This window comes from Devosia sp. Leaf420, from assembly GCF_001425445.1.
Lineage (GTDB): Bacteria > Pseudomonadota > Alphaproteobacteria > Rhizobiales > Devosiaceae > Devosia.
Map to the genome: position 1 here is coordinate 239251 of NZ_LMQU01000010.1, position 26974 is coordinate 266224.

Genomic DNA, 26974 nt, shown 5'->3' on the forward strand with positions numbered 1-26974 from the left:
CTGGCCGTGGGACATGCGCAGGTGCCACTGCGACTCGACCGATGGGATAGGCACGCAAGGGTCACCTACGAGGACTGTACGGAAACAACCATCGAGCACGAAGTCAGCTTCCGACTGTCACCTTCCTATATGCCGATATTGGACTTCATGACCCTCCACTTGTCGAAGTACCGATCATTCTCGGTTGACATGTTTGTAGAGCTTCGAAAGGGAGGCTTCGGGACAGTCAAATCAACGGCGCCCGACTGAGAAGCCGGCGCCGCACAGCATATCGTGGATTTGATGCGCAAAAATCTCTCGGACGATCTCGTCTTGGGTCTGTGAGGCTGGATACTAGGTTGGCCAAAGGTACGGCTTTCCGCCGTTCAGAGCTTCAGAGCCAACGGAAGTCCCTATGGGCTGCAGGTGGATTGACCGCTTTCCTGAAGTCCGCTGAGTGCACCACTGCTGCTGAAAAGCTCGAAAACGAATTGTTAAGCGCAAACTGATTTAATTTCACAGGTAAATAAACTCGTTGCCTGGGGAACTGCTGTGCGGACGCTGTCAGCCGGACTGAAAAGCATCAGGATGACCACGGCCATTTCCGGCCTTGTCCTCGTGTCGATCGTTGCTTCAATCGCTATCGTCTCGGGGACGATCTACCTGAACCTCCGATCAGAGGCTCTGGCAAAGAACGGCCAACAGCTGCTGACCGATTTGAAGGTCGCCGCGACGATCCTCGAGAAGCGTATCTCAGGCTCCAAGCTCGAATGGTCCGAGGACGGCACCATGGGATCATTCCAGACCCGTTCCATTCCGCCTTTCTACGACACCAGCGTCATAGACTCGGTAACTCGGGTAATTGGCGAAGCAGCAACCGTCTATGCTATCGATGCGCGCACTAATGCCCTCGCGCCTCTGACCACGAGCATGGTGGATCCGACCGACGGCGGCCTCGCGGCCTTGGCCATTCCACCAGAAGCACCCATCTACTCATCGATCCTGGCAGGCGAGACATTCATCGGCGAGATAGCGTTGGCTGGCCAGAGCTATTACGGTGCGCTCGAACCCATCCACACCTTCGAAGGGGAAGTGATGGGCGCAATCTTCGTCGGCACCCCCAAGGCGGAAGTCGAAGCAGCGGCGAACTCGGTAGTTGGCCTGATCGGAATGGTGGGCGGCGCCGTGACGGCGATCATGGCAGTGATCGGTATTTTCGCTTCTCGATCGATCACCCGACCCGTTCCCAAACTTGAGTCGACGATGGACGTCATTGCGCGTGGCAATTTCGACGTAGAAGTGCCTTTCACGGACCAACGGAACGAGGTTGGTGGGATGGCAAGGGCGGTGGAAGTGTTTCGTGCGAACGGTCTGCGCGTGAGCCAGATGACCGAAGCGGAGGCCGCCAGGATCATCGCGGACGCTGAGAACCGCAGAAACATGATGGACCAGCTCCAACAGGCTTTCGGGCGCGTCGTCGATGCAGCGATCGCAGGCGACTTCAGCCGCCATGTGGACGTGGAATTTCCTGACGATGAGCTCAATTCGCTCGCCGCAAGTGTCAACAACCTCGTATCTACATTCCGTAGCGGAGTAGCAGATATTAGCGTCGTTCTGTCGGCACTTGCGGAGGCCGATCTCACACAGCGAATGACCGGAGAGCACGAAGGCGCATTCGCTCAGCTGCAAAACGACGTCAACGCCGTGGCCGATAAGCTTGCTGACGTCATCGGTCGGCTGCGCCGGACTTCGGGGTCGCTCAAAACTGCTACTGGCGAAATCCTGTCTGGGGCGAACGACCTATCTGAGCGCACCACTCGTCAGGCTGCGACAATCGAGCAGACATCGGCGGCCATGGAGCAACTGGCAGCAACAGTGGTGAAAAATGCCCAACGCGCGCATCAGGCTAGCGACAACGCCAATCAAGTGACCCGTGCAGCCGAGCAGAGCGGCGAGGTCATGGATGCGACGATGCTCGCGATGGATCGCATCACTCAATCCTCAGCCAAAATCTCAAACATCATCGGTATGATCGACGACATTGCCTTCCAGACAAATCTCTTGGCGTTGAACGCTTCGGTCGAGGCGGCTCGTGCTGGAGATGCAGGCAAAGGTTTTGCGGTCGTGGCGGTGGAAGTTCGTCGACTGGCCCAATCGGCGGCGCAGGCATCGAGCGAAGTGAAATCGTTGATCGAACAATCCACGGCCGAGGTCAATTCAGGCTCGGGTCTCGTGAGCCAGGCCGCAGGCAAGCTTCGTGCAGTGCTCGACGCGGCACGCGGCAACGGCGTACTGCTCGACGGCATTGCCAACGACAGCCGCGAGCAAGCATATGCCATCGAAGAAGTCACGGCGGGCGTCCGGACAATGGACGAGATGACCCAGCACAATGCCGCCTTGGTCGAGGAAACGAACGCAGCCATCGAGCAGACCGAGGCGCAGGCGACGGAGCTCGACCGAGTAGTGGAAATCTTCCGCCTGATGCCTGGCGCAGACACCTCAAGTAAAGCGACAAGCATTTCGCCAAAGCGAGAGGAGCCTAAGGCGCGGCCACCCAAGCCGCCACGGTCGCAGGGCAATCTCGCAATATCCGATGATTGGAACGAGTTTTGAGTCAGGGAGGACGCTCTGCTGTGCATTATGATCGCCCAGCAAAGCGTGGGCTCAGGCCACCAGGCCTTCCATCATGCGATCGAGACAGGTGGAAGCCAGGCCGGACAGGCGTTGTCGCGGTGCGCGCTGCACGTGAATTCGTCCGAAGCGCGCCCAGAGCGTGCTCTGCCTGATCGCCTCGCTGAGCTTCTCGACGGCCTCCAGCGGCAGATCGTCAAAGTATCCCGTCAACACCACGTTGTTGAGACCTAAGGTGTTGAGGGCGCCGCCGATCACATGCCCCGTCGCCTCTAAACGCTCTGCGAACCAAGGCGGAACGCCGTCCTGTTCAATAGAGGCGCCAAAGTCCTTGAGGTCCTTGATCTTGGCGATATTGAGCAGGTGCGGTCTTCCCATGATCGTTTCAAGGCAGCCTCGACCACCGCAGTTGCAGGGCTGGGAATGCCCTTCCACTGGGGTGTGGCCGATCTCACCGCCAAGAGGCAAAGCGCCCCTGTAGAGTTGTCCGTTGATCACGGCAGTCGCGCCTAGACCCGTGCCAAAGTCCACGAGCAGGAAGGAAGATGGCGTTGTAGAGTTGGCGATAAAGCCGCGCGCCAAAGCGCGAACTTCCTGAACCAAGCGCACCTGTGTCTTCACGACAGCATTGATGTTTGCTTCGAAGTCGAAGCCGACTACCCAATGAAGGTTGGGTGATAGCAAAGCTCGGCCATCGCGCTCGTCGATGATACCAGGCACGCTGAGAATGATCGCATCCGGTTTCGACCGAAGCTTGAGGGCGAAATAGGCCTCAGAAAACCATTCCTTCCATTCCTTGGCGCTGGTCGGAGTCGGATGCTCAGAGTGCCATTCGGTCACGCTCCTGAAGTCTGCAGGAGCCGCAGCGACCCTCGTGAACCTCGGCCCGACCTCGATCAGGACGAAACGTGGCGTGGTGCTGTCCAACCGAACGTTCTTGAGCGGTCGACCGATCGCGCCCGGATTTGGCGGTTCCTCGAGCTCGACCAAGGATTCCTTGAGCAGATCGTCGATGACCCTGCCGACCGTAGCTGGGCTCATCCCGCAATCGTCACCCAGCTGGGCACGGGTCGCTGTTCCCCTGCGAAACAGGGATCGCAGTACCGACGCTTTGTTCTGGTCCCTGACACTGGAAGTGGTAGCCACACATAGGCCTTTCGTCGCAACCGAAGGATTTCAGTTGCACATAACAGCAAAAATAGTATTTTTCAGACTGAAATTAATAGGGAGGGGACGATGGCTTCATTCACCATTGGTCTCGACTTTGGCACGAATTCCGTTCGGGCTGTGGTCGTCGACACATCCGACGGAAATGAACTGGGCACCTCGGTGTTCAACTATCCATCTGGCGACCAGGGCGTCTTCTACGACGCCGGCGACGACAATGTCGCTCGCCAGCATCCAGCCGACTACCTCAAAGGCATCCAGCATACCGTAAGAGCGGCTCTCGACGACGCTGGACGTTTCGCTAATTTCAGTTCGGCAGACGTCGTGGGCATCGGCATCGACACGACGGGCAGCAGTCCTCTTCCCATCGACGGCCACGGAACCGCCCTGGCTCTGTTGCCGGAATTCGAGAGCAACCTCGACGCCATGGTCTGGTTGTGGAAGGACCACACATCTTTCCAAGAAGCCGAGGAGATCACCCGATCGGCGGCCGAGACGCACCCCGAATACTTGAACAAGTGTGGCGGCAGGTACTCCTCGGAATGGTTTTGGGCAAAGCTCATGAAGCTCGCTCGCAGCAACCCCGAAGTTGCTGCCAGAACCTACTCTTGGGTCGAAATCGCGGACTGGATACCTGCTGTCCTCTGTGGAACGACGTCACCAACCCGACTCCGTCGCGGGATATGTGCCGCGGGGCACAAGGCGATGTACCACAAGTTGTGGGGAGGCTACCCCGACGAGCGTTGGCTCGCCTCGCTCCATCCCGAACTGGAGCGCATTGCCGACAGCTTCTCAACTGAAGTCTACGATGTTTCGCATCCAGCAGGCCAACTCTCGAAGGAATGGGCCGAACTGCTCGGCCTTACCCCGGGAATTGCTGTTGCGATCGGAGCGTTCGATGCGCACCTGGGAGCGATTGGTGCCGGCATTCGCGAGCACACGCTCGTAAAAGTCATCGGCACCAGCACTTGCGATATCATGGTGGCCGGAGCGCAGGACGAGGAACTGGATGTTCCAGGGCTCTGCGGCATCGTTCCGAGTTCGGTGCTGCCAGGCTATCTCGGTCTCGAAGCTGGACAGAGCGCAGTCGGCGACATCTATAACTGGTTCGTCAATCAGATCGGGCCTGGCGAGGCCGGTGCGCGTGGTCACACGGCTCTCACCGACGAAGCATCTCAACTGCTGCCCGGCGAGAGCGGCCTACTCACTCTCGATTGGCACAATGGCAATCGTACGGTGCTAGTGGATCAGCGTCTCACCGGCCTGACAGTCGGCATGTCCCTCCACACCACGCAGGCCGACCTCTACCGCTCCTTGCTCGAAGCCTCGGCATTCGGTGCGCGCGTGATTGTTGAACGGCTCGAAGCATTTGGCGTGCCCGTTCGCTCGGTGATCAATTGCGGCGGTATCTCGGCTCGAAATCCGCTCGCCATGCAGATCTATGCGGACGTTCTCAACCGCCCCGTGACCGTGTCTGCCGGCCTGCAAACATGTGCACTGGGCTCAGCGATCGCCGCGGCGGTCGTGGCCGGTGTCCATCCCGACTTTAAGACGGCAGTCGCGGCGATGGCGGACAAGGGTGGGGCTACTTTCCAGCCGTCAACGCATGTCCAGGTCTACGAAAGGCTCTTTGGTCTGTACCGCCAGCTGCATGACGGCTTCGGCATCGCCGGAGCAAAAGACCTCTCTGCCGTCATGAAGGAACTGCTCACCTTGCGGGATGACGTCATGCGCTCTCGCCTCTCCACTGCTGCTTGAAGGAACGAAGAATGTCCAACGACAACACTCCGGAAATCTGGTTCCTGACGGGCAGTCAGCACCTTTATGGTGCCGAGACGCTGCGTCAGGTCGATGCCAACTCGGCCCAGGTAGTCTCGGCTCTCAACGATAGCGGCGTCGTTCCAGTGCGGATCGTCTTCCGCCCGGTCCTGACCGGTCCCGATGAGATCGCGGATGCGTGCCGCGAGGCCTCCGCCTCCAAGAACGTCATTGGCGTCATCCTGTGGATGCACACATTCTCTCCGGCGAAGATGTGGATCCGTGGCTTGCAGTTGCTGCAGAAGCCGTTCCTGCACCTCCACACGCAGTTCAATGACGTTCTTCCCTGGTCAGAGATCGACATGGACTTCATGAACCTCAACCAGGCCGCACATGGCGACCGGGAGGCCGGGCACATCCACACGCGCATGCGCTTGAATCGCCGCATTGTGGTGGGCCATTGGGCGCAGGAGCGAGTGCAGAACGAGATCGCAGGCTGGGCTCGTTCGGCTCTTGGCCGCCACGACCTGCAAGGCGCTCGTTTCGTTCGTTTTGGTGACAACATGCGCTTCGTTGCGGTTACCGACGGCGATAAGGTGGCAGCAGAGTCCAAATTTGGCTTCTCCGTGAACACCCACGGCATCGGCGACCTCGTCGCAGCTATTGCCGAGATCGGCGATCAGGAGGTCGATGGGTTGGTCGAGGAATACGGCGACCTCTATGACATCGCCGAAGGCTTAGGCCGTTGGGGTGACCGACACCAATCGTTGCGCGACGGTGCACGTATCGAGCTTGGGTTGAGGGCCTTCCTGACGTCTGGCAACTTCAAGGGTTTCACCACAACCTTCGAAGACCTGCATGGCATGCGTCAACTGCCGGGACTCGCAGTGCAGCGCCTGATGGCCGACGGCTACGGCTTTGCCGGCGAGGGCGATTGGAAGACCGCTGCCATGCTTCGCGCCATGAAGACCATGGCCGCCGGTCTACCGGGTGGCACGGCTTTCATGGAAGATTATACGTACCATCTGGATGCCAATGATCCGCTGGTTCTCGGGTCGCATATGTTGGAAGTCGACCCCAGCATCTCTGCAGAACGGCCACGTCTTGAATGCCACCCATTGGGCATCGGCGGGAAGTCCGACCCAGTTCGGTTGGTCTTCAATGCCTCCGCTGGCCCGGCCATCAACGTTTCTCTCGTCGATCTCGGTAATCGGTTCCGTCTCATTCTCAACGAGGTCGACGTCATCGATGTGCCGCATGCGCTTCCCAAGCTCCCAGTGGCCCGCGCCGTGTGGCGCGCGAAACCCGATTTCGTGACTTCGGCAACCGCTTGGCTCCTTGCCGGTGGTGCCCACCATACGGTGCTGAGCTACGCACTCGGCACGCAGCAGATCATCGATTTTGCGGAGATGGTGGGCGTCGAGTTGGTCGTCATCGACGACGAGACTCGTGTTGAGCCATTCAAGGCGAACCTTCGTGCCGGCGAGGTGTACTATCACATCGCACCTGGCCTCGCCTCGATCTAGGGGGCAGCCATGTACGAAGATCTGCGCGAAGCAGTCTATCAAGCCAATCTTCAGCTGGTCGAAGCCAAGCTCGTCGTATTAACCTGGGGCAACGCGAGTGGCGTCGACCGTCAGGCCGGCGTCATGGCAATCAAGCCGAGCGGCATGGATTATCGCACCATGACCGCCGACGACATTCCGGTGCTCTCCCTGGAGACCGGGGAGGTGATTTACGGCAACCGACGGCCTTCCTCGGACACGCCAACCCATCGCGTACTTTACAACGCGATGCCCAGTATCGGCGGCGTGGTCCATACTCACTCGCCTTACGGCACGAGCTTCGCCCAGGCCCGTCATGCCATTCCCTGCTATGGCACCACCCATGCCGACAATTTCCACGGTCCAATCCCGTTTACTCGGGATCTGACCGAGGAAGAGATTGGATCAGAATACGAGCTGAACACGGGTAAGGTCATCGTCGAGACGTTTGACGAGATGTGGATCGACCCGCTCCATGTTCCCGGCGTCCTCGTAGGAGGGCACGCGCCATTCACCTGGGGCAAGGACACTGCCTCGGCCGTCGAGAACGCGATCGTGCTCGAATTCAGCGCCATGATGGCCTGCCAGTCGCTGTCCATCAATCCCCAGACGAGGCCCATTCCGCAGAGTCTCTTGGACAAGCATTTCTTCCGGAAGCACGGTCCCAGCGCCTACTACGGCCAGCGGAAGTAGTGCACGCCACTCCACAATAGGCAAACGGCACCGAGGGGTTTGGTGTCGACAGCAACGGAAAGCACCAGCCATGACAAGAATTCCAATTGCCGTGGTCGGCGCTGGGAAGATCGCGCAAGACGAACATATCCCGAGTATCCTTGCCTCGGATCGCTTCTCGCTCGTGGCCGTGGTTTCATCCAGGGAAGTCAGAGTTCCCGACGTGCCGGTGTTCGGCACTATGATCGAACTTTTGGCCCAAATGCCGACGGTGCAGGCAATCTCCGTTTGCACTCCGCCAAGCGCTCGCGCCGAACTCGTCAGGGAAGCGCTTGAAGCCGGTAAGCACGTCCTTATGGAGAAGCCTCCAGTCACCACGCTTTCCGAACTCGAAGCATTGCAGGAGCTTGCCAATGAGCGATCTCAGGTCCTTTTCCAGGCATGGCACAGCCAGCACAACAAAGCAGTTCTGCGGGCGAAGAAATTCCTGCTGGAGCACGGGGTGGTATCGCTACGCATCCTATGGCGCGAGAATGTCCGTCAGTGGCACTACGGACAAGATTGGATCTGGCAGCCAGGTGGGTTCGGCGTTTGCGACCCAGGCGTCAACGCGCTGTCAATTTTGACGAGGGTGATGCCCTATCCCGTTTTCGTCTCGAGATCTCGTCTGGTTTACCCATCCAATCGGCAGGCGCCGGGACTAGTCGATATCGAGTTCACTTCTGGCCGCTCAGAAAGTGGAACGATGACAGCGACCTTTGACTGGCTGGCTGAGGACGAAGAGGTCTGGGAGCTCCATTTCCACACCAAGGACGGTCATGAGGTGGTCATTGAAGGCGGTGGCAGGCGTCTCCGTCAAGACGGGGTGGTTGTCGAGGATCAGGCGCCGGCCGAATACCGCTCGATCTATGAACGTTTCGCACACTTGCTGGAAACCGGAGAGAGCGACGTAGACGCTGCTCCTTTTCGTCTCATGAGCGACGTCTTCTTCAAGGGCGCGATCGAAACAGCGCCAGAATTCCACTGGTGATACACGACTTACTACGGCATTGGCCGAAGCCACTGCGCCCGGGCTCTTCGAGCCCGGGCGCATCTCATTGAAGTCGAATTGGACTGCGATCAGGGTCGAATGCGCGCGCCGTCGGCTGAGAACAGACGCAGTTTTTCGGGCCTCCAGGACAGGCTGATGCGATCGCCCGCTTTGTAGTCTTCGCCTTCACGCTGTTCGACGGTCACCGTCTGTCCGTCCGCCAACTGGCAATACAGATATCCGATACCGCCGAGATACTCCGAAAAGTCTACCGTCGCAGCGAGGGTGCAGGGCTCCGCGGTTACAACTTCCAGGTGTTCTGGCCGAAGCCCGACAATAACGGCACTGTGGCCTTCCAGCGAATGGGCATGCGCCAATATCGTGCTGCCGGCGATGTCGATAGTTTTGCCGGCGATTGTACCGTTGAGAAGGTTCATGCGTGGCGAACCGATGAAGCCAGCCACGAAAGTGTTGTCGGGGTTCTCATAGACCTCGCGTGGCGAACCCACCTGTTCGATGCGACCTTCGCGCAGGACGACGATCTTGTCGGCGAGCGTCATGGCCTCGGTCTGATCATGCGTGACGTAGATCATGGTATTGCCGAGTTCCTTGTGGAGGCGGGCAATCTCGATACGCATCGACACGCGAAGCTCGGCATCCAGATTGCTCAAAGGCTCGTCGAAGAGGAACACTTCCGGCTTGCGGACGATCGCCCTGCCGATGGCAACGCGCTGCCTCTGGCCGCCGGACAGCTGACCAGGTCGACGGTCAAGTAGGGCATCGAGCTTGAGGATGCGGGCAGCCTCGGCAACATGGCGCGCGATCTCATCCTTGGGAACATTGGCCATGGAAAGACCGAAGCCCAGATTGTCCCGCACGCTCATGTGCGGATAGAGCGCATAGGACTGAAAAACCATTGCGATGCCGCGCAGCGATGGATCGAGGTCCGTTACTTCGCGACCACCGATCTCGATGGAGCCGTCTGTCACTTCCTCGAGGCCCGCGATCATCCGCAGCAAGGTGGACTTGCCGCATCCGGATGGTCCGACGAAAACGACGAAATCGCCCTCGCTGATCTCCAGGTCCACGCCGTGAATGATGGGCACCTTGCCGAAATCCTTGCGGACATTTTGCAGCCGCATGCCACACTTGGCGTCGCTCATTTGCTTGCTCCATTGTCACGAACCCAAACCAGCATTTCGCCCGGATACCGGTTGTCCCACAGGTGATAGGGAACGAAGCGAGCAGAGGTCTGCTCCACAGCAACCAGGTCGCTTTCGTAGTAGAGCTCGTCACTGGTCGCTACCTCTCGAAGCGCAGGCAAATCGATGGCGATGGCGCCTCGCAGATCTGGAATGACCGCAGTTGCTGCATGGCTCGCGCCCTGATGAAGTACGACAGCGTTGAGGTTGTCCGAATTGTCGGTGCCTTCGAGACAGTAAACGAGGGGGCCCCGCATGAGTGACACGCGGCCGGCGTCCTGACGGACCTGAGTGTTGGCCTTCATGATCCGAGGCACGAGCGGGATGTCCAGCGCAACCGTGTCGCCTGCCTTCCATTCGCGTTCGATCCGCAGATAGCCGTCCTCCGTCAATTGATCTGCTTGCACAGCATCGCCATTCAGTTTGACCGACGTCGCCTTGCCCCACGATGGAATGCGCAGCGACAGCGCGAAGGTTGTCGCGTTCTCGGGCGTGACTTCGATCGAAACAGCGCCACTCCAGGGGTAGTTGGTCTTTTGTGAAAACGACACCTTGCGATTGCCAGCGAGCAGAATGTCAGCAGTGCTCTCGGCATAGAGATGCACGGCTACTTCCTCATCGGCGACCCCGTAGATGTACGAACCGATCGAGGTAACCAGGCGGGCAATGTTTGGTGGGCAGCACGGACAGCTGTGCCAAACCCACCGATGGTGCTTGCCGGTGCTTTCCAATGGGTTGTCGTAGAAGAAGGTCTTACCATCGCAGGAAAGACCCGTGATCGCACCATTGTAGAGTGCCTGCTCCATGATGTCGGCGTACCGACCATCAGGCTTGCGGCCGAGCATGCGGTTGGCCCAAAAGACTAGCGCGACGGAAGCACAAGTCTCGGCATAGGCAGAATCGTTGGGCAGGTCGTAGTAGTCGGTGAAGCCCTCGTTGTTCATTGAAGGGCCAATGCCACCGGTGATGTACATCTGTTTGCCGGTTAGGTCGGCCCACAGGGCCTCCAGGGCCTGAGTGAGCGAATCGTCATGGTACTCGGTCGCTACGTCGGCCATGGCCGAATAGAGATACATCGCTCTCACGGCATGACCGACGACCTTGCGTTGCTCGCGAACCGGCAGATGCGACTGGTTGTATTCGTAGTTCTTGAAGACGTAGTCGGAGGGATCGCGGCCATTCCGAAGCGATTCCTCATCGAAGAAATGCGGCTGCGTGCCGCGTTCGTCGATGAAGTATTTGGCCAGGTCGAGGTACTTGCGTTCGCCCGTAACACGCGCAAGGCGGACCAGTGCAAGCTCGATCTCCTCGTGTCCGCAATAGCCGCGAACCTGACCCGGACCACGACCGAAACGCGCAACGAGCAGGTCGGCGTTCCGACACATGATGTCGAGGAACTTGCGCTTTCCAGTAGCCTGAAAGTAGGCGACAGCGGCTTCGATCATATGGCCGGAGCAGTAGAGCTCATGGAAATCGCGGAGATTGGTCCACTTCCACTCTGGCTTGATGCGCTGGAAGAAGCTGTTGAGGTAGCCATCGGGCTCCTGCAGCCGCTCGTACATGTCGATGATCTCATCGGCACGCGCTTCGAGCTCTGGGTTAGGCTTGCGGTAGGTCGCATAGGCGATGGTCTCGATCGACTTGGCGAGGTCGCTGTCCCAGAACATCTGCGCCGTCCCCAACCAGTGAATGATCGGAATGACGATGCCCGGGCTTGGTACGTTGACATCGATCTGCTCGAGCATGCGCGCCTTGACGCAACGGTCGAGTAGGATCTCCGCGGTGCTGTCGCAGACAGCGTCTTGCCATTCGCCCCAGTATCCGCCGACTTTTACGTTCGGCACAGGCAAGGGACGGAACTGGCGGGAAGTGCCGATAGGCATGGTAGGCTCCAAGTTATTTGACGGCGCCGGCCATGAGGCCGCGCATGTAGTAGCGTTGCAGGAGAAGGAAGACGACGAGGCAAGGGATGGTCATGACCATCACGCCGGCCTGCAGGGCTCCCCAATTGATGGCCCCGAGACGACCGGCACGCACAGCGGTCATCAGGACCGGAAGCGTGTACTTCTCGTTGTCTGAAAGCAGGATCAGTGCGGCAAGGAACTCGTTCCAGGCATTGAGGAATGCAAAGATTGCTACGGTCACAACCCCCGGCAGGACCAGTGGAAACAACACGCGGACGAGCAACTTGAGGTCTCGTGCTCCATCGATACGCGCAGCTTCCTCGATCTCACGCGGCACGGCGTCGAACGCATTGCGCATCATGAATACCGAGAATGGCAGCTGCAGTGTCACGTAGACCAGGGTCAGGCCGAGCAATGAATTGTTAAGCCCGAGCTTGGCGAGAATGATGAAGAGCGGCGTCAGGATCGACTGAAAAGGGATCATCAGCGTCGCTATGATCAGCACGAACATGAGGTTCTTAAACGGAAAGCGGTACCGAGAGAAACCGTAGCCCGCCAGGATCGATACGATGACCGTCAGAACGACGGTTCCAGCCGACACGAGCAACGAGTTCATCGTGTGCTGCCAGACGCCCGCCCCGAAAGTATCGAGCGTCAGATATGCATCGACGCTGATCCCGTTCTTCGGCCACGGGGGCAACGGCGGAGATTGCGCCTCGGCATTGCTGCGCAATGACGCCAGCCCGGCCCATATGAAGGGCGCCAGGAAGAAGAAAGATGCGATCAATCCAAAGCCGTGGAAGACGGTGTTGCCGAAAAGCTTCTTGCGAGCGCGGCGTGCCTTGATTGCCGTATTCATCGTTCGTCTCCCACGCGGAGCAGGCGCAGTTGCACAACGCTCAGCGTCACGAGAATTCCGAGAAGCGCGATTGAGAGCGCCGAGCCATAACCGAGCTGGAACGAGACGAAGCTCTGGTTGAAGATGTAATAGACAACCGAGATCATTCGGTTCTGCGGCCCCCCGCTCGTCATGATGTAGAACTGATCGAAAGCGAGCACCGAGCCTGTGATCGACAGGATGAATGCAAGCGCCAAGGTGCGGCGCATGAGTGGCAGCGTTAGTTTGGTGAACCGCTGCCAGGCGTTGGCGCCATCGATACGCGCTGCTTCCGTCAGATCGGCAGGAATGGCCTGCAGCCCGGTGAGCAGGATGATCATGGTGAAACCGACGATCTTCCAAACCACCATTACGATGATGAGGGCGAAGGCGCTGTCGAAAGTGGCGAGGATGTTCGCTGCGCGTCCAGTGATGCCGAACCAGCGAAGGATCGAGCTGAACACGCCCGCATCGACATTCGCGAGCCAGACCCAAAGAAGGGATGCGGTCGCGAGTCCAACAACGACGGGCATGAAGAACACGGTTCGATAGAAGCCTACGCCAGTCCTCTGCCGTTCGACGAACAAGGCCAGTGGAAAGGCCAAGGCGAAGATCGCGATCGTGGCGATCACCGTGTAGTAGGCTGTGAAGCCCAAAGCCGAGAAGAAACGAGCGTCAGAGAACATACGGGTGTAGTTGCCGAGGCCTATCCACGATGGCTGCCCAATTAGTGGCCAGTTGTGGAGGCTCATCCACACCGTGAAGATCAGGGGAACGACGAAGAAGACGATGACCAAGGCCATGGCCGGCGCGACGTAGAGAATGCCCGTCCACTGGCGCATGCTGGCACGTCTTCGGGGCCTAGCGATGCTCGCCAATGGGGAAGCGGTGGTGATAGTCATTGCTTTGCTCCGAAGAAGAACCGGGAGGCCATCGGCCTCCCGGGGTGCACCTCATCAGGGCGCGTTGTCGATGATCGACTGCATTTCCGACTGGGCAGCTGCGAAGGCACCGTCAACGTCACCGCCGAAGATTGCAGCGTTGGTGAAGATCGCCCACGGGCTGTTCGCGCTGTTGATCAGGTCGTTGAACAGGAGAGTGTAGGGAGTCTTGGCGACTTCGATCGCATCGACTGCGACCTGGAAGCGGGGATCCATGGAGGCAAGAGTCTGCTCTGCGATGTCGAGACGGCTCGGAAGCGCACCGCTCTTGGCGAGAACTTCCTGGCCCTCGGCGGAGTATGCGTATTCGATGAATTCCTTCACGGCATCGAGACGCGGAGTGCCCTTGGTCACGACGATGTTGTCGCCACCAGCAAAAGAAGAAACGCCGCCTTCACTGCCAGGGATCAACGTCACGCCGAAGTTGAGGTCCGGATTGTCGTTGATGATCGAACCCATTCCGAAGGCACCGATGGACTGCTGCCCGATGTTGCCATTGCTGAACGACATGAAGTTCACGCCATTGTCGGTTTCGGCACCGGCGGGGATCAGGTCGTTCTCGACCATGAAGCGGTAGTTCTCGACGGCAGCGCGAGCCTGCGGGGTATCGAGCGTTGCAGTCTTGCCGTCTTCCGACAGGATGTCTGCGCCCGATCCCCAGATCGTGGGAGCGAAGGTGAAGATCATGCAGCCGCCGCACGAACCGCCAGAGAAGTAAAAGCCATACTTGTCGCCGCCGAGAGCACGGATCTTTTCAGCGTTGGCCTTGATTTCGTCCCAGCTGGTGGGTGCCTTTTCCGGATCGAGACCGGCTTCGGCATAGAGGTCCTTGTTCCAGGCGAAGATGGACGTCTCGACGAGCAGAGGAAGGCCGTAATTGCGCCCTTCATAAGTGCCGAGCGCGACGTGCGACGGGGCCAGTCCGTTGTAGTACGGCAGAGCCTGGACCCAGTCGGTCAAATCTTCGAGCTGGCCAGCGGCTGCGAATGACGGAGTGTAGATCAGGTCGAGCGACAGAGCGTCCGGCGCTTGGCCACCAGCGATTGCCGTTGCATACTTCTGCACCAGTTCCGAGAAGGGTACTTCAGTGAGCTGGATCTGGTTCTCGTGGCTGGCATTGTAGCTGTCAGCAAGAGTGGTGAACGCGGTGCCGATACCGGTGCGCACCCACATATTGATCGTTTCTTGGGCCATCGCGCCTTGGGCCATAAGGATCGTGGCCAGGCTGACGGTTCCGATAAGTTTCTTGAGCATAAGACTCCTCCATTTTGCTCGCTACTGCGTCCTGACGACGCAATTCAGTCTCGTGCGCCCCCGCACGAATTCCTCACCACCAGCTCGCAAGGCAGCCGCCGGATTCCCGGCGCAACTTCCCTGCCCTCGGCCATCTCCAGGACGGTCAGTCCTGCCTCTCGGCCGAGTGCTCGCAAATTCATATCCACGGTTGTTAGAGGTGGGCGTGTAGCCGCGGCCACGATCTCCCAGTTGTCAAAGCCGACCACCGAGACCTGCTCGGGAACCGCGATGCCACGCTCCCGAAGTGCATCTATCGCGCCGCGCGCGATCTGATCGTTTCCGCAGAAGATCGCGTCCGGAAAAATCTGATTTGGGCAGAACAGGCGATCTACTGCTTGATGCCCCCAAGCTTCCGTCCATGTGCCGTGCAACACGATCCCGTCGTTCCCAATCGCCTCGCGGTAGGCATCAGCCCGCCAAGTCACGGACTGGAAACTGGCTGGGCCAGTGATATGGACGATGCGCTGACGCCCTATCGACCGCAGCCAATTCACCGCGTCGAGCGAACCTTGACGATCGTCTGAGACGAACGTGACGCTATCGTCTGGCCCCTGCGTGAAGGCATAGACCACTGGCACTGGCAGCTTCGAGAGGTCCACAGGCAGCCGACGATCCACACGCTTGCCCGAGGCAATTATTCCGTCGACGTGCTTGTCGAGCAGCGCATCGACGTGCCGTTGGGAGAGTCCCTCGTCATCCTCGATCGTGCACAGGAAGACAGATACGCCGTGATCCACCAACGCATCCGAAACGCCGGACATGAGTGGCAAGGAGAAACGCCCATAAGTATCGTTGGTGAGCAGGCCGATGGCAAAACTGCGCTTGCTGATTAGGCCGCGGGCAAAAGCATTTGGGCGAAAACCGAGCTGCGCCGCGACGTCCTTCACGCGAGCACGGGTCTGATCCTGCATCCGACCCGTGTCGCGTAGCGCTTTCGAGGCAGTAGCAACACTGACGCCGGCGGCCTGAGCAACCTCATAGATGCGCACCCGTCGCAAAGACACCAGATCCTCCCTCGTTCCCATTTTTGGGAAAACGTTTTCTCTTGCGCAAACCTTTTCTCAGGCGCTTGTTTTTGTCAACATGAAAAAAAGTCGGGAGAGGCCAGCTACGGAAAAGTTGTCATTAAGTGCTTGCCTAGAATGAATTAAAATTTGAGGAGGTGAGGCAGCCTTCTCGCGGTTCAGGCAAGAAAGTCTGAAGCCGGTCAAGATTTTTTTGCAGTCTGATAGAAATCTGCTAGAGGTCGGGCGTTCCTCCCTACTTGCCCGGCAGCCAAGCCTGCCGGGCCGTTTTGGCGAATTTCCGTTTAAGGATCACGAAGCCGAAACGGTGAGGCTCGGTTGAAGATATCGCGTATGGAGCCAGAGGCGGAATTGGGCATACGGTCGTGGCTCACGCTCTGCAACCAGAGCCATCGGGTAGTTCTGTCACCTGCGGCAAGTCGGAGAACCGGCTTGCAAACAACCCCGCCAACGTGGATGAAGACGTGACGTAAATGTCGAGCGTGGCCTCGACGTTACAAGGTTAAAGAAGCATCGACTGCGCTTTGGGTTCCGGGCACCGTAGACCCATCGCACTTCACTCGACCGCGGCACGCAACCTGGCCCACGCCTTGTCCACCATTCAGCTTCGTCGCATAGTTGTCGTCTCGAACTTCTGCGTCGTCTCGAGCTCAAAGGCCTGTTCGGGTTCCCTTTGTGCCTACGATTGAAGAGTGGTTTGGAGGGTCACTGCCGCACGATCGCCATGCTGCGAGTGTTGGGGCGTGGAAGCCACACCGGCGTTTACCACATCGCCGCAGATGCCCGCCTCTGAAATTACAATCTCGCCCGTCGATGTCGCCGACTTCATGCCCAAGCAGTAAGAGATGATGGGCTTATAATCTACCGGCCTCGCCAAATGAGACTCGGCCACAAGCTCGGGCACTCAAAGCTGCTGTGCCTGACGGTAGGCAGGCGATCGCTGCAATCAAGAAGTTATGCTCTCGAAACTCACCATTAACCAATCCGACCTATTAATTTCACTATGAAATTTATCTGGCCGATGTTTTGCGGCCCAGCGCCAGTAGGTCCTCATGCTAGTCTCACTTTCGTCTATTCGCGCCAAACTAATCGGTGCCTTTGCTGTTATGACCGTGTTGATCGCGACGCTAGGAGCCGTCAGCTTCTGGGGCGCATCGCAACTCACAGGTAGCGTCAACAATCTGGCCAATGGCATCCTTCCTAGAGTTGCACTGGCCGAAACCCTGCGAGGGGATATATTCAACACGCGAGTAAGCGTCCTGTCTCACCTAGCCGCCGAGACGGATGCTGATCGCGATGCTCAGCGGAGCATATTCGACGAGCGATCAGGCATCGTGACCACCGACATCGCCAAGTATGAAGCGATCGCACGCACCGCCGAAGAGATCGCTTTGATCGCTGAGCTTAAAGAAACTTGGAACTCATACATCACACAAGTGCCGGACATCATGGCTATGTCGGACAATGGTCAGCAAACGTTGGCCTACCAGACGAACAATCAGCGCCTAAAGCCGCTCGCTCTGGCAAACGCGGAAGTGGCAGAGAAGCTTGCTGACCACAACCGAATCGAATCCGAGAAAGCAACAGTCGCTGCCGACCAGTTATCCAGCCTTATCAATTTGATCCTCATCAGTGGCGTGTTGATCGCAATAGCGGTTACGTGCAGCTTTGCTACCTTGATTATTCGGACAATCGCTCGCGGGATTGACGATATCATCAGGCCTATGCACGCCCTCGCTGCAGGAGACCTCTCGGTGGACGTGCCGATGCGCAATGCCAAGACAGAGCTAGGGAAGATCGCCGATGCGGTTGAGGTGTTCAAGCTGAACATGATCAAGGGGCGTGAGTTAGAAGACGAGAAGGTCGCTGCGCAGCACCGCAGCGCTGCCGATGCCAGGATGATGGCTGAGCTCCAGTCTGAGATCGCTGTCGTCGTGGAAGCTGGCATAGATGGCGATTTCACAAAGCGGGTCGTATCCAGGTTCGAAGATCCAAAACTTGCCGAACTCGCAGGCGGAGTGAACGTCTTGGTCGAAACCGTCCAGAATGGACTTGGAGAGACCAGCAGGGTTTTGTCCGCGATGGCAAACGCTGAACTCACCGAACGCGTCAACGGCAATTACAAGGGCGCTTTCGAACAGCTCAAATCCGACACCAACAGCGTCGCTCGGCGTTTGACCGACATCATGATGCAGTTGCGGGGGACGTCGGCTTCATTGAAAACGGCGACTGGCGAGATATTGGCTGGAGCCAATGACCTGTCCGAACGGACGACCAAGCAGGCGGCGGCGATCGAAGAAACCTCTGCGGCGATCGAGCAGATCTCTTCCACCGTAAAGATCAATGCCGAGCAAGCTCAGCAGGCTTCGGTGGAAACAACCGCTGCTGCGCAAATGGCTACTGAAGGTGGCCGAGTGATGCGCGACGCAACGCAGGCCATGGACAAAATCACGGCTTCTTCGGCCCGGATCTCCAACATCATCGAAATGATCGATGACATCGCCTTCCAGACCAACCTCCTCGCCCTGAATGCATCCGTGGAAGCTGCACGGGCAGGTGATGCTGGGAAGGGCTTCGCCGTCGTTGCCGTGGAAGTGCGCCGTCTAGCCCAGAATGCAGCCAACGCCTCAGCCGAAATTAAGGTGCTGATCGAGCAGAGCGTCAAAGAGGTCGATGGGGGCGCACGGCTCGTGGACGAGGCATCCTCGAAGCTCAACAGCATCCTAAACGCCGTACAGCACAACAGCGAATTGATGAACTCGATCTCGATCGCAAGCCGCGAACAAGCCTCCTCCATCCAGGAAGTCATGACGGCGATTGTTCAGATGGATGAAATGACGCAGCACAACGCGGCGCTGGTTGAGGAAACCAATGCTGCGATCGAGCAGACCGAGGCTCAGGCGAACGATCTCGATAAGATAATCAACGTGTTCGTTCTTCCCGATCGCACCGCAGCCTCGACAGTATCTCATGACCAGCAGCAGCACGAACCGGGGGCTTGGCAGTTCGTGGATAAGGTCACGACGGCTGTGAGAAGCATTGGCAACAGGGGGAGTGCAGTACTCGACATGAGGAGCTGGCGCAAAGGCTAGCAACTTCAGGAATGCCTGGGCGTCGGCCCAGGCATTTGCGCATTCAACCTACGGCTAGCACGAACAGATGAGCGTCAATCGCGGGAAGAAAAGCCTGCGACGGTCGTTGCCGCACTCGCGCTCAAACACGGCTAGGATAGTTTTCTGACCTTTGGATGGTCCCATCGGCAATGCGCTCTTCAAGTTCGGCCAGAGTCCTGAACTTGTAGTCGTTGTCTTTCGGCGCCACGATGAATTTATCGTCTACCAGACGGTCGTCGTCGCTGAAGAATTTGCCATCGAGATGATCGTACTCGTGCTGGAAAATGCGCGCAGGATAACCGCTCAACTCCAACCGATTTCGATTTCCGAATTCGTCGGAAAACTCCACTTCGATCCTTTTGTGTCGACGTACGATCCCAGCATAACCTTCGATGCTCAGGCATGCCTCCAGATGATCGGCCATCCCGTCATCGCCAGGCACCATCGTGGGATTGATCACTGCGAACGTGGCGAACGGTCGCCTTTCACGATCCTCATAGGCGAGCGGGTTTGCTGCATCCTTGAACGACTGCGGGTCGGACATTACGAAGACGCGCTTCGACACGCCGATACGGCCCTTGGTCGTTCGTTCAGGAAACATACTCCAAAGCGCCGGCCGGGATGACGCCAGCACCTTGCCATCCTGGCAAATCCTCGCCGTGCACCGCCGCCAGATATGCCCAGCTCGTGCGATCGGATGGAGCTTTGGCCTGCATGGCGATGATGGCGCGAGCATACCACTCAAGCGCTGGATCCCATGGTGCCCCTAGCGTGTGCACATCCCGTCGAATGCCTGTCATGGCCGAAGACCCCTTGTTTCGTACAACGCCAAGCGAATTCGAAACTCAGAGCGCCTGGCCCGGGCTTGCCGGATCGCCAAGGATACTAGGCCGACTTATTGAGGAGCGCGGCCCCTTTGAACGATTGGGCCCGGTGAAATCTAACGGAACGATAACGGTGCCGGATCGCAGTTATGAACTTCTAGGGACCTTAGAGAAGCAAGGATGGCGCTTCACCACGGGCTCGCCGAGGAAGTCTTTTACGCAGAAGAGCCCGGTATGTATTGAGGATCTCATACGTGCCTTGGTTCCCCACCGCGCGGACCGCATGTTCAGCGCAGTCCAAGGCTATTTCATCCTGCCCCGTTCGCTCAAAGTGGCTCAGTTCACGCCTCAAGTCGAAGTCCTTGACCGAAATGAATAGGCTGGCCAACTCCACCTTGTCGCGGAAAGTCATGAACTTCCAGCCTACCCGATCAATGAACTCGGCAGGCTCCATCCCCCACTGCACATAGTCGTTGAACATCGAAACACGCCAGTCTACGTCGGTGCGCTTCAGGTACAGGCGCAGCACCAGTTCCGTCCATATGTCGCCACCAACGCGGAGCGGCGTGTGCTCGCCCGCCAGCGCTCTGACGAGGACCAGTGCCTCAAGTGGCGAGAGAGCAGTGATCGAAGCCATCAGTATCCGCTCCATAGGACTTTCTACCCGCGAATTCTTTGCGATGAGGAGGAGGGCGTCCTCCGCCGTTTTGACCTTTTCGGCAAAGATGACTTGGACCATGGAATGGTTGGCAACGACCGGGTCGAGCGTGTGCAAAATTTCTCGTATGGAATCGCCGGAAGGCATTGCACGCAGGGCTAGGAGATCGCGATCCTTTCCGGTGCTGTATCGCGCCGCTAGTTCATGGAGGTATTCGAAGTCGGCGCTCACCCGCATGCGGCTCCCCAATAGAACCAAGTGCTCTGGCGTGCCGAAGCGTTCGAACCGACGATAGATGTAATTGGCGGTATCAAACGTTCGGGCGACCTTAATCAGCCAACCGACTTGCCCAGGTCCATTTGGCTGGTATCCAGTCAACGCCAGCGCTTCGTCTAGGTCTTCCTTCTCGATGCCATTGGAAACCAAACGCTTTATGATGCGATAGGTCCACCGCCCAGACCAGTCGATGCGAAAAAAGCGTCGGAGGGTGCGAAGAGCAGATTCTTGCTCGGTCGCGACTTTCATCAGTGCCTCGAAAAGCACTGGGGTCCCACGACCGATCTCGTCCAATTGACCATAGAGGTCCCAGGCCTCTTCAATGAACAGGTCGCTGAGCAATTCCGCGATGGCTTTGTCGGATAGCTTCAGCAGGTCATGGGCTGCACTGGCAGAGGGTGCATCGTCGACGTAGCTGCCGAGTTGCGCTCCGAGAAGCACCGCGCCTTGCAACTTTGCGCCATCCAGCATCGCATGACGAAGGTCGGCGCCGGTGAAATCGAATCCCTGAAGGTCCTGGTTGCGCAGGTCGACGCCCGAGAGGTCGGCAAAGCGAAAGGCGGTGCGGCGATCAAGACCTGCAATCGTGACCAACTCGACGAAGGAAGCCGCCTTCGCATTCCTCACCGCTCTAATCCTGTCGGCAAGGCTGCGCTCGTCAGTGGTCGCCACGCCGCACCTCCAGCGTCTGCACGGCGAGAGTGAGCCAGCCTGGCCGGTCCTTGGCCGACGGGATGGACTGCTCGAAAAGGGCAAGAATGACGGCTTCCTGATTGGCCGAAAGATCGCCATCGCCGCTGACGATCTCAAGATCCTCGTATTTCACCTTGGCGAACAGCTTGGCGACGATGGTATCGCCGATGTCGAGCCGCCCTAGTATGCCGAGGCTATCCTCACTGGTGGCGTACTCTCCGACCAGCACGCCGTCGGATGCCGTCAGGTGCCACTCTGGATTTAGGTCGCCAGCCACTGCTGTCAGCACCGCTGTGCCTAGCGCATATGGTGCGTCACGCCCCAAACGGTTTTGGACCGACAGCCTTTCAGTGGACGGCAACGTCAGCTCGACGCGCACCCGTTTGAAGCCGAATTGAACGCCACCCTCTTCGCTCGTTTCGAGGTTCACGGTCAGCAGCAGCTCTGCGCCTTCGCCTTCCTGGAATTGCTGCCCGGAGGCATCGAGCTGGAATTTGGCGAGGCGTTTGTCGAAGTGCTGCAGATTGATAGTGCTGAGTTGCGCGTTGGTGCCGCCAAGATCGAGCGTTCGATGCATCAGCGATCGGAACGCTGCGATCGTATCGCGGCCAGGATACGATTTTTCGGGCAGTGACCTCTGCGAGATCGATATGTTGCTGTCATGCCAGCGCGTATCGGTGACGTCGAAGCCTGCGAGTTCTGCCACCTTGAGAGCATTGGCCTCGGTCAGGGAACTCTTCTGCTTCGCCGATTTGAGGGTCTGAAGATTGATGCCGGTTGCTTGCGCCAGGCCACGAAGCGAAGGGTGCGCAATTTTGTCTGCCCGGTAAAGGCAGGTCCAAATCACTTCCAGCTTGGCCCCAAGGGCATGAATGATAGTTCCCGCGGCTGGCATCCAACTCTCCTTTGCCCACCCACAATAGTCTTGCTTGCATTCGCCAGACACAACCTCTTGTCATCCTATTTCATCCTCCGCTTCGCCTAATGAGCGAAGATGAAACAGGACGGAACGCGGTTGCCAGGAGGCAATCAAGGAGGTGCAGCGGCCAGTGCAGGGTTGACCCATGATCGATCAGTTCTGAAAATTGGAGATAGACATGGTTTGGTTGGAATTCCTCATCGCCCTGGTCGCTGCTGCTATTGCCTTCAAGCGTGCGGTGGACGGCGACCAATAGATAAGTCCACAGCTCAGCAGATCCACAGGCAACATTGTCCAGCACGTCGACCCGACTCGGTGCATGAAGTAGCGATGAGCAAATCACCCTCGCTAAAGCGCAATGATTTTATCATGGTGGATCATCTCCAAGCGGCCTGGCGGCAGGCGATAGTGGAAGGGATGGATCCGCATCTTGGCATTGAGCGCGAGAAGCGCATGTTCTCTCTAATTGGGGAATGCGATCCCAGTCCGTCGAGATGCTATCTGAGCTGGCTGTCGCGATGGCGTCGTCGGGCCTGGGCTTTGCACGGATTGCGCGAGCCTTGCTCGATCGACGACCTGCAGGAGATCAGTCACGCGCTTGCTGCTTTCGAACAAGCCCGACCGTGGATGCCTGCCGAGCATCGTGACATCAATCGTTGCGAGACGGCTGCCGACTTGCTGGCGGCCTCGACCAAGACCAACCTCAGCTCAAGACGGATGCGCAGCATTGAACGCGACGCCGCCTTGACGCAGTGCGATATTCTTTTTGATCAAGGGAAATGGAAGCTGGTCCGGCTCTTGAGTCACGAAGCGGCCATGTGGTGGGGCAAGGGCACGCGGTGGTGCACAGCCACCGGCCGCGATGAGCACTATAAGCGCTATGTTAGCAACGGTGATCTTCTTGTGCTGCAAACGCCGAGCGGCAAGTACCAACTCGCAACCGGCTGCGGAGAATTCCGGGACGCCAGCGACAGACCGGCCTGCTTGCATGGCGTGCTGCGAGGGGCAGCGCCCCCGCTCAAGACCTTTCTGTCGATGGCGATGTGACAACCGGAAATTTACGCCAGCACTACGCTTGTGCTTCGAAGCCGTTGATCCTGCCCATCCAATAGAATGGCTGCGGATCCTGATCAGCGCCGTGTCCAGGCTCCACCATGATTAGAGTCGAGCAACGCGCTGGCCAAACACCATGAAGGGTGAGCAGTTGCTAATCGGTCGGTGAGGTTTCAGCCGCTAATATCTACACTGGATACGCGACGGAAGTTATCCCTTGGAGCCGCGTTATGTAACATGAGTGTGCTGCATTGCCTTCAGCCACAGATGACGAGATTTTTACGCGGTCTTTCCACAGAGCAATGGAAGACACCCGGGAGATGCCGCTAGCGCCGCATCTACTGGAGCGAAGATTTCAATCCCTTTTTGGGTCGGAAAGCCAACTGAACTCTATACAGGCGGGGCAACGTTCGTTCGTACTCTCAGCGAACCCCCTGCACGACCAACCTGGAGTACTTGTCGAGGAAGGTTCGGGTTTAATGGCCTGGTCCGTTCGGTCAGGTCTTGCCGATTTCGCTCAAGAGAGCCATGAACTTGTCTTTCGCTCTCTTTTCAATCTGCCCATTTTCGTCCCGTCGGGCCCTAGCGCTTCGAGGGATTTAAGGCGCGTTCCGGAAACGACTGCCGCACCGTTGAGGGCGCGGGAAGCTAGCTATCGAGACCGTGAACAGCGGAAACGAAAGACTTTCGTGGTCCGCATGGTCGTCCTTCAGGCAATCAAGATGCCAGAGAGCGAACCGGTCTCGCCGGAGCTAAGAGGATTCGGCCTGCCAGCAGCAACTCGCTGGCGAGAATGGACCGCCCTTCTGCCTGATTCTTTGGAAGCCCTTCCTCTGTGGAAATGCTACCACGTACTGCATAGGGTGGTGCACGCTCGCAGGACGTTGGACGAAATGGAGCTGGCTCGCCTTGAAGGGTTAATCCTCTGAGCTATGCAGCAAGCGCCATTTCTGTAATAGCGGGTGGTTTCTGGATAGGCTGGTGAACGCGATACGTCCGACCATGTCGTTCGACGAGGCTTTGTCCGCTCACTGTTGTGTTTTCTTCAGCGCTATCCACGCGACCGTTTGGCCACGATTTGCCCCCTTCCCGACGCAGTTGGATCAGATAGCCGTACATGTCCACCGTCACCTTCACATTCTTATGTCCGACGGCACTTGAAATCTCTTCTTCAGGCACTCCTGCCCAAATATTTAGAGCCACATAGGCGTGCCGCAACTGATGGAAGGAATAATGGCCAGGATAGGTTCGTGTACTGAAACCTGTTACCGGATCTTGCTTCACATTACGCGTTGCGATGCCAAGACGGACCTGGAGCTCAAGAAGCTCGCCACTGAGCTTCGATCGGTTCAGTGGACCAGGTCGCTTAGAACTAGGGCGAAAGACGACTTTGCTCTCTCGGTCTGCCACGACTTCCCGACGCCACCAACGTAACACCTCTTTGAGCTTCTTGGTCATTCTTACGAAGCGATGCCCTGATCGCGTCTTTGGAGGATGCCTGACGTCGTCAACAGCATCGGTTCTGGTGTCTGGATAGGGAATTGGCTCCGACGACCTGACCTCGATGAGTCCCCTCTTGAAATCGACGTCGCACCAGCGCAGGGCAAGGATCTCGCCGATACGCAGTCCAGCCCTGAGGGCGAGAAACACTGGAACACGCAACCAGTCTTCCACTCCATCGAGCATCAGATTGACTTCCTCGATCGTAGGCATGACGCGGTGCTTGCCGAGGCGTGACCATGCGATGAGGCAAGGAGTCTGCGCCGGCCGAGCCTTCGCATATGTACTCCGGCCATGTGGAAGCCAGCCTCGCTTCTCCGCAAAGCTCAAAGTTCCTTCGAACGCGGTGCGTGCAACATGCTTGCGATGAGACCCAAAACTGCGCGACTCGATAAATGCCTCGACGCGACGATGGAACTCGGCGTCGATCTCATGCAGCCAAGTATCGCCAAATACCGGATAGATGTGCAGCCGCAGAACGCTTTCGATAGCGGTGTGGCGGTTCTTTGCTCTGATCGAGGCGGAGAATTTCTGTCCGGCTTGAGCCAGAGTTGTCGGAAGGCCATCGGGGATACTTTTGGCCGCGGCCAGAAGGGCTTTGCGAAATGCGACTGCTTCCGGTCTGAAGCGGAAAGACTTGCGCTTCGGATCGCCCCAGCCGTCACGATATCTGACAACCCATTTGAGTTTCGAGCGAGACTTGTCGTATTTGACGGCCTGGACAGCGATCTGGCGTGTGCTAGTGGGACACGAGTTCATTCGCGCGCTCCCTCAAGCATATCGTCAACCGCGTCAAAAGCATCAGAACGCTGGTCGATCTCGTTGAAATAGGCGTTGAAGCGGTCGAGGCGCTCTAGCTTCTTCAATCCGCAACGCCGAAGGATTTCCTTCTTTCCAATTTTCGCAGCATACCATTCGACTACCCTCATGTCCGTGATGGCGCCCAAGGTCCATTTCGGTTCGAACAGCTGGTAGGGTTTGCGCCTGTGCTTCACATTCGCCCTTCTTTTCGGGGCGCTGACGCGGTCTACAAGCTTCATTCGGAGCCGATATTGTGCACGGCGAAGGTGAGGAACAACGGGATAATTGATGCGAGTGCCATCGGGCGCAGCAAAGATATAGGGCGAGCCCTCCGGCCGGTCAGTTCGGTTCCACCATGATCTAAGCAGTTCAGTTGTCTTGGCTGAAAGACTGACAGTGCGAAATTTCGTCGGCCGCGGCTGCATTACTTCCTCACCGCTTTCCACTCGGAACCGCACCTTCATTTCTGAGAAGTCGGTGAAATCTGAAATGCAGAGCGCCGCCAGTTCGGCTTCGCTTAAGCACCCATCCATAGCAAGGTGCAATGCAAGCTTCAGACGATCGTCGGCAATGCCGATGATTTTGTCGACATCCTCATGGGTCGCGATGCGCGTGACGCCGCGACCGTGGGCTCGGGTCAATTCCGCCAGTGCCACCTCAGCATTGTTGCCTTGCACGATGCCCAGATCCCAAGCGGCCTCGAAGAGGCGAATGATCGAATAGGCGGTGTCTCTGACAGTGGTTGGGGCCAAAGCCTGCCATTGCAAAGGCAGCGCTTCAAGCTGCTCTACTGAGATGTCGGCGATGGCTGCGTTATTGAGTGGCCCCCACAGTCTGCGCTGATAGCGAGACTTGTCCTGCCTTGACGTGCGTGTGCCATAGCCCCGCGTCAACTGGTCCTGGCAGTACCATTCGCAGAAGGCAGCCAACTTCACCTGCCGTGCAAGGGCAATGGATCGCTTTCCGAAGTTCTCGAGAAGAAAGACTTGCGCTGAATGCTCAGTCTTAAAGATGGGGGGCGTCCTATGTCGGCCGCGCTTGTCGTAGAAGTCGAGTTTCGTAGGTCCACCAAACATGATGCTCTCCATGTTCAGTGAGATATAACTTGTAT

Annotated in this window: 19 protein-coding genes; 7 read left to right on the forward strand and 12 right to left on the reverse strand. The window is 57.9% G+C overall.

The genetic code is table 11. From position 1 onward, the window contains the following. Positions 1-567: 567 nt before the first annotated feature. Positions 568-2592, forward strand: a complete 2025-nt coding sequence (locus ASG47_RS08495; protein WP_061908305.1) for a methyl-accepting chemotaxis protein — start codon at positions 568-570, stop codon at positions 2590-2592. 51 nt (positions 2593-2643) lie between these two features. Here ASG47_RS08495 and ASG47_RS08500 read toward each other — a convergent pair whose 3' ends face one another. After that, positions 2644-3651: an ROK family protein gene (locus tag ASG47_RS08500; protein WP_061908306.1), complete on the reverse strand. Its 1008-nt coding sequence runs from the start codon at positions 3649-3651 to the stop codon at positions 2644-2646. 195 nt (positions 3652-3846) lie between these two features. Here ASG47_RS08500 and ASG47_RS08505 point away from each other — a divergent pair, with 195 nt between their 5' ends. The 4 genes from ASG47_RS08505 (at position 3847) to ASG47_RS08520 (ending at position 8781) form a co-directional block, all read left to right on the forward strand. Beyond that, on the forward strand, positions 3847-5535 hold the full coding sequence (locus ASG47_RS08505) for a ribulokinase (protein WP_061908307.1): 1689 nt from the start codon (positions 3847-3849) through the stop codon (positions 5533-5535). Positions 5536-5546: 11 nt separating this feature from the next. After that, positions 5547-7061 (forward strand): L-arabinose isomerase, encoded by a 1515-nt coding sequence (gene araA, locus ASG47_RS08510; protein WP_061908308.1) that lies wholly within the window; start codon positions 5547-5549, stop codon positions 7059-7061. A 9-nt stretch (positions 7062-7070) separates the two neighbouring features. Next, entirely contained in the window at positions 7071-7772 is a 702-nt protein-coding gene (locus tag ASG47_RS08515) for an L-ribulose-5-phosphate 4-epimerase (protein ID WP_061908309.1), read from the forward strand. A 70-nt stretch (positions 7773-7842) separates the two neighbouring features. Beyond that, positions 7843-8781, forward strand: a complete 939-nt coding sequence (locus ASG47_RS08520) for a Gfo/Idh/MocA family protein (protein WP_061908310.1) — start codon at positions 7843-7845, stop codon at positions 8779-8781. 89 nt (positions 8782-8870) lie between these two features. On the opposite strand, the gene ASG47_RS08525 is transcribed toward ASG47_RS08520, so the two are convergent. From ASG47_RS08525 to ASG47_RS08550, 6 genes are all read right to left on the reverse strand, one after another. Further along, a complete protein-coding gene (locus ASG47_RS08525; RefSeq protein WP_061908311.1) occupies positions 8871-9944 on the reverse strand; it encodes an ABC transporter ATP-binding protein in 1074 nt (357 codons plus the stop codon). Further along, positions 9941-11866: a glycoside hydrolase family 127 protein gene (locus ASG47_RS08530; protein ID WP_061908312.1), complete on the reverse strand. Its 1926-nt coding sequence runs from the start codon at positions 11864-11866 to the stop codon at positions 9941-9943. Before ASG47_RS08530 ends, ASG47_RS08525 begins: the two co-directional genes overlap by 4 nt. A gap of 13 nt (positions 11867-11879) precedes the next feature. After that, entirely contained in the window at positions 11880-12746 is an 867-nt protein-coding gene (locus tag ASG47_RS08535) for a carbohydrate ABC transporter permease (RefSeq protein WP_061908313.1), read from the reverse strand. After that, positions 12743-13606, reverse strand: a complete 864-nt coding sequence (locus ASG47_RS08540; RefSeq protein ID WP_061908314.1) for a carbohydrate ABC transporter permease — start codon at positions 13604-13606, stop codon at positions 12743-12745. Before ASG47_RS08540 ends, ASG47_RS08535 begins: the two co-directional genes overlap by 4 nt. Before the next feature lie 114 nt (positions 13607-13720). Beyond that, positions 13721-14959, reverse strand: coding sequence for an ABC transporter substrate-binding protein (locus ASG47_RS08545; RefSeq protein ID WP_061908315.1), 1239 nt, complete (start codon positions 14957-14959; stop codon positions 13721-13723). Between the two features lie 44 nt (positions 14960-15003). Beyond that, positions 15004-16005, reverse strand: coding sequence for a LacI family DNA-binding transcriptional regulator (locus tag ASG47_RS08550; protein WP_413813456.1), 1002 nt, complete (start codon positions 16003-16005; stop codon positions 15004-15006). Positions 16006-17078: 1073 nt separating this feature from the next. Between ASG47_RS08550 and ASG47_RS08555 the strand changes: the two genes are divergently transcribed. Continuing rightward, positions 17079-19118, forward strand: coding sequence for a methyl-accepting chemotaxis protein (locus tag ASG47_RS08555; protein ID WP_082511645.1), 2040 nt, complete (start codon positions 17079-17081; stop codon positions 19116-19118). A 121-nt stretch (positions 19119-19239) separates the two neighbouring features. Here the strand turns inward: ASG47_RS08555 and ASG47_RS08560 are convergent, their stop codons facing one another. The 3 genes from ASG47_RS08560 to ASG47_RS21075 all read right to left on the reverse strand — a co-directional run bounded on the left by ASG47_RS08560 (position 19240) and on the right by ASG47_RS21075 (position 22485). After that, positions 19240-19773: a peptide deformylase gene (locus ASG47_RS08560; RefSeq protein WP_162243236.1), complete on the reverse strand. Its 534-nt coding sequence runs from the start codon at positions 19771-19773 to the stop codon at positions 19240-19242. Between the two features lie 356 nt (positions 19774-20129). Beyond that, entirely contained in the window at positions 20130-21569 is a 1440-nt protein-coding gene (locus tag ASG47_RS08565) for a pentapeptide repeat-containing protein (protein WP_061908319.1), read from the reverse strand. Next, positions 21556-22485 (reverse strand): hypothetical protein, encoded by a 930-nt coding sequence (locus tag ASG47_RS21075; protein WP_061908320.1) that lies wholly within the window; start codon positions 22483-22485, stop codon positions 21556-21558. The genes ASG47_RS08565 and ASG47_RS21075 overlap by 14 nt, the downstream gene beginning before the upstream one ends. Positions 22486-22839: 354 nt before the next feature. Here ASG47_RS21075 and ASG47_RS08575 point away from each other — a divergent pair, with 354 nt between their 5' ends. Continuing rightward, on the forward strand, positions 22840-23556 hold the full coding sequence (locus ASG47_RS08575) for a hypothetical protein (RefSeq protein WP_061908321.1): 717 nt from the start codon (positions 22840-22842) through the stop codon (positions 23554-23556). Between the two features lie 936 nt (positions 23557-24492). On the opposite strand, the gene ASG47_RS08585 is transcribed toward ASG47_RS08575, so the two are convergent. Both ASG47_RS08585 and ASG47_RS08590 read right to left on the reverse strand, forming a co-directional pair. Further along, positions 24493-25821, reverse strand: coding sequence for a site-specific integrase (locus ASG47_RS08585; RefSeq protein ID WP_061908323.1), 1329 nt, complete (start codon positions 25819-25821; stop codon positions 24493-24495). Continuing rightward, positions 25818-26939, reverse strand: a complete 1122-nt coding sequence (locus tag ASG47_RS08590; protein ID WP_156464034.1) for a site-specific integrase — start codon at positions 26937-26939, stop codon at positions 25818-25820. Before ASG47_RS08590 ends, ASG47_RS08585 begins: the two co-directional genes overlap by 4 nt. Between the last annotated feature and the right edge of the window lie 35 nt (positions 26940-26974).

Coding starts and splice junctions, on each gene's coding strand:
- ASG47_RS08495 (WP_061908305.1), top strand. CDS start 568: ATGACCACGGCCATTTCCGGCCTTGTCCTCGTGTCGATCGTTGCTTCA.
- ASG47_RS08500 (WP_061908306.1), bottom strand. CDS start 3,651: ATGAGCCCAGCTACGGTCGGCAGGGTCATCGACGATCTGCTCAAGGAA.
- ASG47_RS08505 (WP_061908307.1), top strand. CDS start 3,847: ATGGCTTCATTCACCATTGGTCTCGACTTTGGCACGAATTCCGTTCGG.
- araA (WP_061908308.1), top strand. CDS start 5,547: ATGTCCAACGACAACACTCCGGAAATCTGGTTCCTGACGGGCAGTCAG.
- ASG47_RS08515 (WP_061908309.1), top strand. CDS start 7,071: ATGTACGAAGATCTGCGCGAAGCAGTCTATCAAGCCAATCTTCAGCTG.
- ASG47_RS08520 (WP_061908310.1), top strand. CDS start 7,843: ATGACAAGAATTCCAATTGCCGTGGTCGGCGCTGGGAAGATCGCGCAA.
- ASG47_RS08525 (WP_061908311.1), bottom strand. CDS start 9,944: ATGAGCGACGCCAAGTGTGGCATGCGGCTGCAAAATGTCCGCAAGGAT.
- ASG47_RS08530 (WP_061908312.1), bottom strand. CDS start 11,866: ATGCCTATCGGCACTTCCCGCCAGTTCCGTCCCTTGCCTGTGCCGAAC.
- ASG47_RS08535 (WP_061908313.1), bottom strand. CDS start 12,746: ATGAATACGGCAATCAAGGCACGCCGCGCTCGCAAGAAGCTTTTCGGC.
- ASG47_RS08540 (WP_061908314.1), bottom strand. CDS start 13,606: ATGCGCCAGTGGACGGGCATTCTCTACGTCGCGCCGGCCATGGCCTTG.
- ASG47_RS08545 (WP_061908315.1), bottom strand. CDS start 14,959: ATGCTCAAGAAACTTATCGGAACCGTCAGCCTGGCCACGATCCTTATG.
- ASG47_RS08555 (WP_082511645.1), top strand. CDS start 17,079: ATGCTAGTCTCACTTTCGTCTATTCGCGCCAAACTAATCGGTGCCTTT.
- ASG47_RS21075 (WP_061908320.1), bottom strand. CDS start 22,485: ATGCCAGCCGCGGGAACTATCATTCATGCCCTTGGGGCCAAGCTGGAA.
- ASG47_RS08575 (WP_061908321.1), top strand. CDS start 22,840: ATGAGCAAATCACCCTCGCTAAAGCGCAATGATTTTATCATGGTGGAT.
- ASG47_RS08585 (WP_061908323.1), bottom strand. CDS start 25,821: ATGAACTCGTGTCCCACTAGCACACGCCAGATCGCTGTCCAGGCCGTC.
- ASG47_RS08590 (WP_156464034.1), bottom strand. CDS start 26,939: ATGTTTGGTGGACCTACGAAACTCGACTTCTACGACAAGCGCGGCCGA.